17 protein-coding genes are annotated in these 12170 nt (G+C 43.2%); 7 read left to right on the forward strand and 10 right to left on the reverse strand.

Annotated elements, in window-relative coordinates:
- Positions 1-217: 217 nt before the first annotated feature.
- Complete coding sequence (locus tag QUB30_RS01045; protein WP_333327791.1) at positions 218-658, reverse strand: hypothetical protein; 441 nt, start codon at positions 656-658, stop codon at positions 218-220.
- Between the two features lie 276 nt (positions 659-934).
- On the opposite strand from QUB30_RS01045, the gene lpdA reads away from it, so the two are divergent.
- A complete protein-coding gene (lpdA, locus tag QUB30_RS01050; protein WP_333327794.1) occupies positions 935-2371 on the forward strand; it encodes a dihydrolipoyl dehydrogenase in 1437 nt (478 codons plus the stop codon).
- Here the strand turns inward: lpdA and QUB30_RS01055 are convergent.
- The 5 genes from QUB30_RS01055 to QUB30_RS01075 all read right to left on the reverse strand — a co-directional run bounded on the left by QUB30_RS01055 (position 2285) and on the right by QUB30_RS01075 (position 4563).
- Positions 2285-2914, reverse strand: a complete 630-nt coding sequence (locus QUB30_RS01055) for a nucleotidyltransferase domain-containing protein (RefSeq protein WP_333327797.1) — start codon at positions 2912-2914, stop codon at positions 2285-2287. The genes lpdA and QUB30_RS01055 overlap by 87 nt on opposite strands.
- A gap of 66 nt (positions 2915-2980) precedes the next feature.
- Positions 2981-3301, reverse strand: coding sequence for a helix-turn-helix transcriptional regulator (locus tag QUB30_RS01060; RefSeq protein WP_332946007.1), 321 nt, complete (start codon positions 3299-3301; stop codon positions 2981-2983).
- A 16-nt stretch (positions 3302-3317) separates the two neighbouring features.
- A complete protein-coding gene (locus QUB30_RS01065) occupies positions 3318-3665 on the reverse strand; it encodes a type II toxin-antitoxin system RelE/ParE family toxin (RefSeq protein ID WP_333327800.1) in 348 nt (115 codons plus the stop codon).
- 86 nt (positions 3666-3751) lie between these two features.
- Complete coding sequence (locus QUB30_RS01070) at positions 3752-4048, reverse strand: hypothetical protein (protein ID WP_333327803.1); 297 nt, start codon at positions 4046-4048, stop codon at positions 3752-3754.
- Positions 4049-4161: 113 nt separating this feature from the next.
- Positions 4162-4563 carry a prepilin-type N-terminal cleavage/methylation domain-containing protein gene (locus tag QUB30_RS01075; RefSeq protein WP_333327805.1) on the reverse strand — a complete coding sequence of 134 codons (402 nt, stop codon included), beginning with the start codon at positions 4561-4563 and terminating at the stop codon, positions 4162-4164.
- A 674-nt stretch (positions 4564-5237) separates the two neighbouring features.
- Here QUB30_RS01075 and QUB30_RS01080 point away from each other — a divergent pair.
- The 3 genes from QUB30_RS01080 to QUB30_RS01090 all read left to right on the forward strand — a co-directional run bounded on the left by QUB30_RS01080 (position 5238) and on the right by QUB30_RS01090 (position 7456).
- The gene (locus QUB30_RS01080) at positions 5238-6692 is read left to right on the forward strand and encodes an NB-ARC domain-containing protein (protein WP_333327808.1); all 1455 of its coding nucleotides are present in this window, start codon (positions 5238-5240) and stop codon (positions 6690-6692) included.
- Positions 6693-6882: 190 nt separating this feature from the next.
- Positions 6883-7068, forward strand: a complete 186-nt coding sequence (locus QUB30_RS01085; protein WP_333327965.1) for a type II toxin-antitoxin system HigB family toxin — start codon at positions 6883-6885, stop codon at positions 7066-7068.
- Complete coding sequence (locus QUB30_RS01090; protein WP_333327810.1) at positions 7052-7456, forward strand: transcriptional regulator; 405 nt, start codon at positions 7052-7054, stop codon at positions 7454-7456. Before QUB30_RS01085 ends, QUB30_RS01090 begins: the two co-directional genes overlap by 17 nt.
- A gap of 118 nt (positions 7457-7574) precedes the next feature.
- On the opposite strand, the gene QUB30_RS01095 is transcribed toward QUB30_RS01090, so the two are convergent.
- Positions 7575-7967: a XisI protein gene (locus QUB30_RS01095; RefSeq protein ID WP_333149803.1), complete on the reverse strand. Its 393-nt coding sequence runs from the start codon at positions 7965-7967 to the stop codon at positions 7575-7577.
- Positions 7952-8371 (reverse strand): element excision factor XisH family protein, encoded by a 420-nt coding sequence (locus QUB30_RS01100; RefSeq protein ID WP_333327813.1) that lies wholly within the window; start codon positions 8369-8371, stop codon positions 7952-7954. Before QUB30_RS01100 ends, QUB30_RS01095 begins: the two co-directional genes overlap by 16 nt.
- An 85-nt stretch (positions 8372-8456) precedes the next feature.
- Here QUB30_RS01100 and trpC point away from each other — a divergent pair, with 85 nt between their 5' ends.
- From trpC to QUB30_RS01115, 3 genes are all read left to right on the forward strand, one after another.
- The gene (trpC, locus tag QUB30_RS01105) at positions 8457-9356 is read left to right on the forward strand and encodes an indole-3-glycerol phosphate synthase TrpC (RefSeq protein ID WP_333327968.1); all 900 of its coding nucleotides are present in this window, start codon (positions 8457-8459) and stop codon (positions 9354-9356) included.
- Positions 9357-9704: 348 nt separating this feature from the next.
- The gene (locus tag QUB30_RS01110) at positions 9705-9950 is read left to right on the forward strand and encodes a DUF5340 domain-containing protein (protein ID WP_041623669.1); all 246 of its coding nucleotides are present in this window, start codon (positions 9705-9707) and stop codon (positions 9948-9950) included.
- Between the two features lie 78 nt (positions 9951-10028).
- Positions 10029-11186, forward strand: coding sequence for an alanine--glyoxylate aminotransferase family protein (locus QUB30_RS01115; RefSeq protein WP_333327816.1), 1158 nt, complete (start codon positions 10029-10031; stop codon positions 11184-11186).
- 55 nt (positions 11187-11241) lie between these two features.
- Here QUB30_RS01115 and QUB30_RS01120 read toward each other — a convergent pair whose 3' ends face one another.
- Together QUB30_RS01120 and QUB30_RS01125 are read right to left on the reverse strand one after the other, a co-directional pair.
- Positions 11242-11457, reverse strand: coding sequence for a DUF2949 domain-containing protein (locus QUB30_RS01120; RefSeq protein ID WP_333082378.1), 216 nt, complete (start codon positions 11455-11457; stop codon positions 11242-11244).
- Positions 11458-11572: 115 nt separating this feature from the next.
- Positions 11573-11785, reverse strand: a complete 213-nt coding sequence (locus QUB30_RS01125) for a hypothetical protein (RefSeq protein ID WP_190737855.1) — start codon at positions 11783-11785, stop codon at positions 11573-11575.
- Positions 11786-12170: the final 385 nt, after the last annotated feature.

Raw genomic sequence — 12170 nt, forward strand, 5'->3', positions numbered from 1 at the left:
CCACCGCTAACAGTCAGTCGATTTTAGATTTTAGATTTTAGATTTTAGATTGAAGAATCTACTCCACAGATGAATCTGGGAGGTTGAACTTCGGTCTAAAATTTTGCGCCCTGGGCAACTCCGGTCTTCAAGCAAGTATCGGTTTTTGCGCGAGTTCAACAGTCAACAGTCAACAGTCAACAGTTAACAGTCATTACTTGAAAATGTGTCGATCGCACTATTGATTGGATTCCGGGCGTTTCTGGTGTTTGCTCTGGATAAACTGTTCCAAATCGGCGATCGCATCTTCAAAATCCGACAAATTAATTTTCGCAGGTCTAGTCTTCTTCGGCGGACTCGAAGACTGACTCGCAGACTTAGCCTGAGGCGGTGGAGATATAGGTTGTGCAGCTTGACTGCTGTTCGATTCTATAGAATCGAACAATTCATCAAGGGACTCAAAAAATGATTGAGCCGAGGCCCGGCGTAAATCTTTCTGGTAGTCGTCATCCGTCATAAGCCACTCCATAGACTCTAAAAGTTGCCAAAAAACTCTGCCCGCCCCGGCACGTGCAGACATCAAAACCCGACTAAAACAAGCAGGCGGACACAATTGAACCGGACGGTGCAATGCCTGCTGCTGAACTTGCTGCCCCAATATAAAATTCACAGCGAGCATTGTCAGCCTTCAAACTATATTTAACTCTACACCCGCCTACTGAGTGATTTGAGACTTGTGCAGACCCAGCTCAAAATCATCGACCCTGAAAAAATCTCAGTTACTGCTGTTTCGTTGTCTAATTAACCCTAGTCTAGTCGAGAATAAGGAGACAGGACTTATGCAACTATTACCGCTGTTCAAGGGTTGCGATGGCAACGCGCCACCTCGAAAGGACGGAGAGACGGTATTTTTTGCTTGAGTCCTAAGATTTCAAAGGCATTAGGAGATTTTAAGGTGACTCAGGGATTTGATTACGATTTAGCAATTATCGGCGCTGGCGTGGGCGGACACGGCGCGGCCATACACGCGGTTAGCTGCGGGTTGAAAGTGGCAATTATCGAAGCGGGGGACATGGGGGGGACTTGCGTCAACCGCGGCTGCATTCCATCGAAGGCGCTGTTGGCGGCTTCGGGGCGAGTGCGAGATTTGCGGAATGCCCACCACCTGAAGAATTTGGGAATTCAATTGGGAAGTGTGGATTTCGATCGCGGGGCGATCGCAAATCACGCTAACACTATTGTTAGCAAACTTCGCGGCGACTTGACCAACAGCCTCAAACGTTTGAACGTCGATATTATCCAAGGTTGGGGCAAAATCGCCGGTTCTCAAAAAATTACCGTCGAAACGGATAAAGGCGAGAAAACTATTACTGCCAAGGATATTATTCTCGCTCCAGGTTCGGTTCCCTTCGTCCCCCCCGGGATAGAAATTGACGGCAAAACTGTATTTACCAGCGACGATGCTGTCAGGTTGGAATCGCTGCCGAAGTGGATCGCAATTATTGGCAGTGGCTATATCGGTTTGGAGTTTTCGGATATTTACACGGCCCTGGGCTGCGAAATTACGATGATTGAAGCTCTAGATCAATTGATGCCGACTTTTGACCCGGATATTGCTAAGTTGGCAGAACGAGTGTTAATTGCACCCCGCGATATTGAAACAAAAGTTGGGTTGTTGGCGAAAAAGATTATTCCTGGTTCGCCGGTAATTATTGAATTAGCTGATTTCAAAACTAAAGAAGTTGTGGAAGTTTTGGAAGTTGATGCTTGTTTGGTAGCAACTGGTCGGGTGCCGGTGAGCAAGAATTTGGGGTTAGAAACTGTTGGCGTGGAAACGATGCGCGGTTATATCCCAGTTAACGATCTGATGCAGGTTTTGGCGGCGGGAGAACCGGTGCAAAATTTGTGGGCGATCGGCGATGTTAATGGCAAGATGATGTTAGCGCATTCTGCGTCTGCTCAGGGAATTGCTGCAGTGGAAAATATTTGTGGCCGTGCCCGCGAAGTTGACTATTTGAGTATCCCGGCGGCGGCGTTTACTCACCCGGAAATTAGCTATGTGGGAATGACTGAACCTGCGGCCAAAGAGTTAGGAAAAGCTGAAGGGTTTGAGGTCGGTTCTGTCAAGAGTTATTTTAAGGGAAATTCTAAGGCTATTGCGGAGGGTGAAACCGACGGTATGGCTAAGGTGATTTACCGGAAAGATACTGGGGAGTTGTTGGGAGTTCACATTTTCGGTTTGCACGCTTCAGATTTGATTCAGGAGGCGGCAAATGCGATCGCCCAGCGCGATTCTGTTAACAATTTAGCATTCCGAGTTCACACTCACCCGACGCTTTCGGAAGTGCTGGATGAGGCGTTTAAACGGGCGGCTGGAGCGGGTAGTCATTAATATGTAGGGGCTGTTTTCTTGTTTTATATCCCCGACTTGTTGAATAAGTCGGGGATTTCGGTATACTGTTTTAGGGCGGTGGTAGAGGAAGTTAAAGGTGATGAAAGTGCTCGCAATTGCATCTTTTAGCATTCTCCAGAACAGGCAAGATGCCTGTTCCACAAAGAGTAAGTTTTTTTGTTGGTGGGCATCCTGCGCGCCCGTCAAAGGCTTATTGAGGAATGACATTCCCTCTTTGCGAATGTTCCGCAATAAAGGCCCGTTATAGTGCGTAAATCGCTGTTCGTCCATAAACAGACAGCTAATGACTTCATCATTTTGGAGCGACAAATCGGCTCGAATGTGGCTGGTTCTTTTAATTTCTTCGCCTGGGTTTACTTGCCCTTTGAGGACGACTAAAATATCAATGTCAGAGTCGGGGCGTGCATCGCCTCTGGCTTGGGAACCGTAGAGCACCATTTGGGTGAGGCGATCGCCGTAGAGTTGCTCGAAGTGCGATCGTAATTGCGTCAGTATGTTTTTAAGTTTATCGTTAATGCTCATATTTTTTGTTTTAAATGATTGGAGGGCGATCGGACTTTGACTAATTCACTTAAGATTAGATATTTTTCAGGAACCACTGTTAAGAATTACCTCAGCAATGTCTTGGCGTGTAGCACCGAAGATAAGCAAGGTGCGAATCAGGAGATCCAGGGAAGTGGAAGGATCGCCAGCTTCCATTTTAGCAACTCTTGACTGGCTAGACTTAATTTTCTGGGCAAGCTCATGCTGAGTCATCTGTTGGCTAATCCGGTTTTGTTTGATGGCTTTACTCAGTGCAAGTTTCATTTCTATGAAAGCAATTTCTTCTGATGAAAGTCCGAGAAATTCCTCTACTGTCCCGATAGTCCATCCTGCTGCTTCTAAGCGTTGGCGTTTAGCTATGTCCATAAAATACCTTCTAGATTTAACTTGAAATTTCGTCGTATTGCTTCAAGCGCTTTTTACATTTTTCAATTATCGAATCCGGTGTTTTGTTCGTGGTTTTGTTAAATACATCCACTATAATAATAGCATCTACATCAATTCGATAAATGATGCGCCAATCCTTGCTTGTCTGTGAATCGGCTAGACGGATTTCGTGACAATGAGATCCGATGCTTGGCATAGGGCGAGAGAATGGCATGGATAGGCTTTCACCATCCTGTAGCTTTCGCAGCAGAAATCCCGCTTGAATACGCGCATCAGTAGAAAATGGCGGTGTTTTTACTTCCCCACTAAGCCAGACAAGGGGTTTGCTTTCCGAATCTACCATCTATATTTTGGGTTTTTTTAGATTTTATGTCAAATCAGACATATTGGCAAGGCAGCTTGCCTTATAAAGAGAAGGTCGATCGTACTTCAATCAGAATGTTGCAAATTTGGCTGACTTTTAGCAATAATAAAAGGAGATTCTAGGTCGATCGACCAGTTTTCATCAATAACTTTGAGATTGGGATCTAAAATTAGAGTCAGTTCGCCAATTTCATCATCTCCATGATCGCTAACTAAGTTGTTTTCGCCAGCCGATAAATTGGCTTTAAGTAAAAATTCAAGTTTAATCCAGTTAGAAGTGGAAGGGTTGTTGATGATATTCGTGCCGATCGATCGGGCGATTAACTCAGCCTGACTATAGTTTGTCTTATGAATGGTTGTCAAAGCGGTAAAAATTCCCTATGGTGTTGAATAAACAGAATTAGTGATACTCAAAAAAAGAGCGATCGCACTCTCAGTAAGGAAAGGGCGATCGCTCCTATTATATTACAAGCACTTTAGCCACCAGATGATGCACACATAAACAAGGTTTCTTTACTACCTCCCTTTTCCCCAGCCATACAACAAGCGAATGTTTGATTACCGTCTTCAGGCTTGGTGGGAGGAAATATATCTACTTTGAAAATATAATTGTTGGTTTCCTTTGGCAATCCCAGTAGTTCTAGGGAGTCGGTAAACTGAGTATTTTCAGCATAGTAAGCTAGTTGTTTTTTCTGACAAGTATTAACGTAAGTAATGCCCTCTACTTGTTTAGCTTTATTTATAAATTTCAACATTGCCCCCATAGATATAGTAGCGAGAATACCTATAATTATGATAACGACTAACAACTCTACTAGAGTAAAACCTGAGTTTTGCTTACGATAAAGCCGATAAAAAATTATTAAAATATATTCCATTTTACCTTAATTAAACAGTAAAATTAACTAGGCACAAAGAGTTCCTACTGGAAGCCCAGGTTCGTAGTAGGAACTTTTTCAGCCTTATAGATATTGGTATTTACCCTGATTGACTAACAATCATAAGAATGTTAACCGCGACAAGATGACGGTAAAATTACTGCCAAAACCATCGCCAACTGTAACATTTTGTGTCAAAGCTAAACCAAACAGACTGGCCCCATACATTGCTGACACCACGATGTTTCCATTGACAGAGCTTGTTCCTATCAGGAGGAGGTGAAGGTTTATCTTGGCTTCCCTGTGCTCGCCAATAATTACTATTGTCATTTTCCGTAAGGCGACCCAGATAAGTGTCTTTTCTAAACCAGGCAGCATCGGCTGGCTGAGTGTGAGAAAAAAGAACTACACTACCAACTAAGGTAGCCATCGCTATTTTACTAAGTTGCGCTGGTTTTATCATCAATTATGGTCTCCTATTTAAAGAATTAACCTTTGAACACTTTCTAATAATATTATTCAACTAAACTGTTAGAAATGCAAATTACAATATGTCAGAATAAGTAACTAATTTAGTCAGCCCAAATATCAGCCAATGTCATCTACTATTGCTAATGTCATAAAATGTAAGATATTTGTGATAATATGATATAAATCATTGACAAATCAAAGCAATGGACGTAAAAGATATATTGCAGTTTACAGATAGTCTATTTTTTTCCGAGACGGGTAAACATATAGATCGTCTGCAAGAGACAATTTTGAAAGGAACCTGGGAGGGGCAGAAATATAGCGAGATTGCAGAAGAAGAACATTGTACAGAAGGTCATGTAAGAAATGTCGCCTCGGAATTATGGCAAATTATTTCTAATGCTTTAGGTCAAGAAGTTAATAAATCTAATTGTAAACGTATATTACAAAGGTCTTATTTATCTATTCGTTCATCACCTTTTACAAATATTAGTAATGTTAATTTTTGCAATAATAGTAATATAAAAGACTCAGAAGTTATGAATAATGGCTCGCCTACCTCTCTCCAAGACACCCAACAAACCCCCAAACAGCCCCATATAGACTTAAGCAACGCACCCAAAATCTTCACCTTTTACGATCGCACATCCGAACTCGCCACCCTCAAACAGTGGATTCTCCACGAAAACACCCGCCTACTCGCCATACTAGGCATAGTCGGCATTGGCAAAACCGCACTCGCCGCACACCTAGTAGAACAAATCAAACATGAATTTGATTTCGTCATCTGGCGAAGTCTCGCCACATCTCCACCACAGCCAATACTTCAAACAAGTATCATTCAATGTTTCAGTAGGGGCGGTGCCCCCGTGCCCGCCCCAAATTCCGATGGCGTGGTTGTCCCAGAGAATGGGGCAACCACGGGGGGATTGCCCCTACTGGATTACTTGCAAAAATATCGCTGTCTGCTGATACTCGATGACGTACAAATGGTAAATAGCAGCGGACAACTCGCTGGCAATTACCAACTTGGATATGAAGATTACGGCACACTATTCAGACAGGTAGGAGAATTATCTCACAATAGTTGTTTAGTGTTGCTCAGTTCGGAAAAGCCTAGAGAAATTGCCGCATTAGAAGGCAAAAACCAGCCAGTGCGCTCATTACAACTCAATGGCTTAGGTGCGGTCGCGGGGGAAATTCTCAGAGAAAAAGGTTTAGCTGAACATGAAAAATGGTCTGAACTAATTGAACAATACAGAGGCAATCCCTTGTGGTTAAAAATAGTTGCGACAATGATTCAAGATTTATTTAACGGCAGCCTATCGGAATTTTTGTCTGACGATCCACTATTTTTAGGTGATTTAGAATCTTTACTGCATCAGCAATTTAATCGCTTATCCGAGTCAGAAAAACAGGTAATGTCATGGCTAGCGAGTGAAACCGCGCCAGTTTCCCTCTCAAAAGTGCCAGATAATCTGCAATTATCTCGATCGCAATTTTTGAAAGTTATGCAATCCTTGGGACGGCGTTCATTAGTTGAAAAAATCCCGGAGGGCGATCGCACATTTTTCACCCTTTGCCCGATACTAAAAGAGTATGTCAAAACTAACTATTCCCGCCCAAACATAGAAAAAGAAGCCCGATCGCCCTTTTAGTAAAATTGGGGTTTTAGCCGTTCGCACTTAAATTTGATAGAATTAGGTATCTGCAAAACATCTGAACGATCGCTAAATGCACGTTATCAGTCGCAAAAAATTAAGAGACTACTGCCAAAATCATGCTGATTCCTGCGAAGCCCTCGATGATTGGTACAAGATTGCTAGTCAAGCCAACTAAACTAAACTTATTGAAGTTCAAACTATTTATCCTCAAGCTGAAGCAGTTGGAAATTTTACAATTTTCAACATCCAAGGAAATAAATATCGCTTAATCGTAAGTCTTAACTATCAAAAGCAGATTGTTTATATCAAGTACATTTTGACTCATGCAGAATATGACAAAGACAACTGGAAAAATGACCCTTACTTTTGACTCCGACAGGTACAGCAGCCTGCTATCTCAATATCAACCTCGAATCATCAAAAATAAAGATGAAAACGCGACTTTTTTAGGAATAGTTGAAAACTTGCTCTCTCGGAAAAATCTAACTCCCGAAGAAGATACTCTGTTAGAACTTTTAGTCAAACTAATTGAGGATTATGAAGAAACTCACTATCAACTGAATGCTTCAACTCCCCACTCAAGACTTCTTCATTTGATGGATGCTAGAAGTTTAGAAATAGCAGATTTAGTAGAAATTATTGGCACAGTTGAGACGGTAACTGAAATCGTTAAGGGTCAGCTAGAAATTAGCAAAAAACAAGCGGAGGCTTTGGGAAAATTTTTTCATGTAAATCCGGGTTTGTTTCTGTTTGATTAATCGTAATAGAAACTTCTATCATAATAATAGATTGACACTTGTGACGATCGCCCTTTATCCCCATATCATGCTTCAAATCCGCCACCGTCCCCCCAGCACATCCGTCTTCGTAGTCTACTTAGGCCGATCGCACCGCAGCAGATTCAGCAACAATTTCTTCATCTTTGTCGCTCAAACCAGTTCCAAATTCAGTATATTGTCGCACTTGAGGATGCCTAAAACCGAGTACAATATCTTCTTTAGGAACACCTGCCGCCAGTAAATCAGTCGCCACTCCTTCTTCAGTATCATCATATTGAATCCAGATTTTATCGCCGATTAAATCAAGGTGGATTGGTGTGGCGTGAAGGTACTGGTTCTCATTCCAACCAATATCCAAAACTAAATAGCCTCCTCGTTCATCATCAAATAACATTTGAGAATGATAGCCATCAGGTATAGTATTGCGGAAGTTAGCGTGTTCCTGAAGTATGGTTTTGATAATTTCTTGGTATCTCAATCGGGTATCCATTGAATTATTGCCTCACTTTTTTTATCAAAAACAATCAGTTTAACTGTCTGATTTTTCAATAACACTTCCCCTAATTCTATAGTAAATACACTATTAAAAACCTCTTCATAAATAGCAAGATAGAGTTTTCTATCGCTCTGCATTTCATTAAGCACATGGCGGTAAAGAACGTACTGTCCCAAAGCCTGTTCCAAATCTTTTACATCCGAGCGTCCCACAAAACTCTTAACCTCAACAACAATTTTTTTGGTTCCTTTTTCCGCATTAATTAGACGCTCTGCACCCAAGTCTGCTGATAAACGCTTGCGACCAATCTGCATGGGAAATGGATCGTGAGTAATCGTCCAGCCATCCTTTTGTAGGGCACGCTTAACTGTATCGTGATAAATATCTTTAGCTGACACGCATTAGCACTCTGATTAGGAGGATTTACTGTAACCATTATATAATACGTTGAAACTTGTTACGATCGCCCTTTATCCCCCTATCATGCTTCAAATCCGCCGCCGTCCCCCCAGCACATCCGTCTCCGTACTCTACCTCAGCTACCAAATCGCCGTACCCGACGCCGAACCCCAGCACATCCTCGAAGAAATCGTCTGGCAAAAAGAAGCTGAAGTGGCCCAAAAGCGCGATCGCACTCCCTTATCCGAACTTCACAAAAAACTCCCCTTCGCACCGCCAACTCGCGACTTTCTTGCCTCCCTCAAAAACGGCAAAACCACACCCGCTATCATCGCCGAAGTTAAAAAAGCTTCCCCCAGCAAAGGCGTAATTCGCGAAGATTTCGACCCAGTGGCGATCGCCCTAGCTTACCAACAAAACGGCGCTAGCTGCATCTCCGTACTCACCGATGAAAAGTTCTTTCAAGGCAGCTTTGAAAACCTAGCTAAAATCCGTGCCGCCGTCGATTTACCCCTGCTTTGCAAAGAGTTTATTATTTATCCCTACCAAATCTATCTAGCCCGCATTCACGGCGCTGATGCTGTTTTGTTAATCGCCGCCATTTTATCTGACAAAGACTTACAATACTTTGTCAAAATTGTCAAGACTTTGGGCATGACAGCTTTAATAGAAGTTCACACTCTCGAAGAACTCGATCGAGTATTAACCCTAGAAGGCGTCAACCTGATCGGTATCAACAACCGCAACCTAGCAGACTTTTCCGTCAGCCTAGAAACTACCACTCAACTATTAGCCGATCGACAAACCGAAATCCAAGCAAAAGGCATCCTCATCGTCAGCGAGTCAGGAATCCACACTCCCGACGACTTAACTCAAGTTGCCAGCGCCGGAGCCCAGGCCGTCCTCATCGGCGAATCTCTAGTCAAACAGCCCGATCCGGGTGCAGCTTTAGCCTCGCTGGCCGATCGCCCTCCCAGCCTGTGAAAGGCGAGACCGCTTGACAAACCACCCTTAATTCTGATAAAAAATGATTAAGTAGGTAAATAATGAGAATTTCTAGCCTGCATCGACTCAAGCGCTTGACTGTAAAAAAATAGCACTCCAAGCTATATTGCAGAGAAACATTTTGCCAGAAAGCAATTAAATCTATTCTGTAAGCCTGTCGATCGCCAAATTAGCGCGTCCAACGCACCCAGCCCCGAATATTCGATCGGCAAAGCAGGGGTTGCTGTACGGTTAGAAAACAAATAAAAAATCGGGCATCTAATGTTCACCTGTGATGCCTCATGCAATTGCAGTGGGGTGTCGGTTCGCTGAGGTATATTAGCTTTCATGGAGCCAATCCCCCTTCCTTCGTACATTCATTATGAATTGCTACTTCAATTGTTAGAACGCAAAACGATGTTTGCTGTCAGTCCACAATCGCCGCAGCAGCAACAAGTTCACCAACTTATTATTACACTGCGTAAAGCCCTGGCCATTCAAAAGCAATTAGAACAAAGCTGCGAGCGATCGAACTTAGCGGTAGAACACCGCTGGTCTCTAAATGAAATTAACCACAAGGGAGTTAAAAGTTAAAAAAGTTAGAGTAGCGACGTGACGTATCGTATTTGATTTATTCTATATAACTCCCACAGAAAAACTTAGGACAATATCATGGACAACAAATTAATGCTGATGATTCCCGGCCCGACGCCGGTACCTGAAGCGGCCTTGTTAGCGATGGCAAAACACCCGATGGGCCACCGCAGCAAGGAATTTGACGCGATTTTTGCAGAATGTACCGAAAACTTGAAATGGCTGCACCAAACAAAAAGTGACGTGCTGAGTTTAACGGTTTCTGGTACCGGCGCGATGGAAGCTGGGATAATTAATTTCTTGAGTGGGGGCGATCGAGTTTTAGTCGGCACTAACGGCAAATTTGGCGAACGTTGGGCTGAAGTTGCCGAAGCTTACGGTTTAAATGCCGAAATTATTAAAGCCGAGTGGGGCCAACCTTTAGACCCCGAACACTTCCGCGAAAAACTCGAAGCAGATACAGAGAAGCAAATCAAAGCTGTCATCATCACCCACTCAGAAACCTCTACCGGCGTCCTCAACGACCTCGAAACCATCAACCGCCACGTTAAAGCCCACGGTGAAGCTTTAATTATGGTCGATGCCGTCACTAGCTTAGGCGCTGTCAATATTCCGATGGACGCTTGGGGAATCGATGTCATTGCTTCGGGTTCTCAGAAAGCTTACATGATTCCTCCAGGTTTGGGTTTTGTGGCCGTCAGTCCCAAAGCTTGGGAAGCTTACAAAACTGCGAAACTGCCCCGCTATTATTTGGATTTGGGTAAATATAGCAAAGACGCTGCCAAAAATACCACTCCTTTTACTCCCCCTGTCAATATGTTTTTCGCCCTGCAAGCATCACTGCAGATGATGAAAACAGAAGGGTTGGAAAATGTTTTCGCACGACACCAACGCTTAATGAAAACTACTCGCGCTGCTGTCAAAGCTTTAGGTTTGCCGTTGTTTGCTGCTGACGATGCCGCCAGCCCTGCGATTACTTCGGTTATGCCGCCAGCATCCGTAGATGCTCAAAAAGTGCGGACTTTGATGAGAAAGAGATTTGACATTGCTCTGGCCGACGGACAAGACCATTTGAAAGGTAAAATCTTCCGAATCGGTCATTTGGGCTTTGTGTGCGATCGCGATATTCTAGCAGCAATTTCCTCTTTAGAAGTGGTACTGCGAGAATTGGGTCATGAAGGCTACACTCCTGGTGCAGGCGTTGCCGCTGCTGCCAAGTTCTTGGCTGAATCCTAAACTCAGTTGTTAAAGGATTTTGGATTTTTGATACTCTCTAAAATCTAAAATCCTTTTAATATGCTTCGGATAACCAATCAAAGATTTTATCCAACTGTTCGAGAGTGACTAAACCGTATTGCCACAGAACCATCGGCAAGGAATTCGGGTCTTGATCGCGCTGCCGCTGTTTGTTATCGCCGACACGTTCGGCGACAGCAATTGACGCGGGCGAAATTGCCAAATCTTCTTGTAAAAATCGAATTAATCGAGTGTATGTAGCGGGTGCCATGTGATTTCACCTCTAAGTATAGGACACCATTTTCTGATGTGAACCTGATGTTTTTGATGAGTAATAAGCCAGTTTTAAATTTGTCTTGTTACGGTCGATAGCTTTTAAAACGCTATCAGCGGTTGAACTGCCAAACGTAATGCTGAGTGCGAGCGCACAAACTAACCTTTCCCAAAAAGTGAAAGGTTTTGCAATTTTGCTGATGTCGGCCCGATCGACTTGCGATCGCGATCGAACCTAAACTGAATACCTCGGCATCTTTGCAGCGCGAATCAGAATAAATTCTGCTACCTAAAACTACTAAACCAAGTTCAGAGTTTAACTTCATCTGCCAAAATGCAGAATCCGCAAATCTACTTCGGGAAAATTAGTTAGATATTTCGATCAAACCCGAAACTGCTACCAGAAGTTAAGTTTGCCAATTACCGCCAATTAAGTTGGCTCGTAGCATATTACTTTAGATAGGTTTAGTAGATTTAGCTCGATCGCCAGAACTTCCAGAGAATTTCTTTTCGTGTTGCTACACCTTGAGGCTGAGTATCGTCTCTCAGGATTGGTAACGAGTCGCTGACTCGTCTCATACCTGCGACCAACCATCTACAGCTTCCGGAAACAAGCTCAAGTCCTGACTGACTGAGATCGACATCGTAGCAAATCTTTGGGTGTTTGTACTGAATGTTACATTAATATCTTAACAAATTTAATCAATTTTT

This window comes from Microcoleus sp. BROC3 (assembly GCF_036702515.1).
In the GTDB taxonomy this organism is placed as follows: domain Bacteria; phylum Cyanobacteriota; class Cyanobacteriia; order Cyanobacteriales; family Microcoleaceae; genus Microcoleus.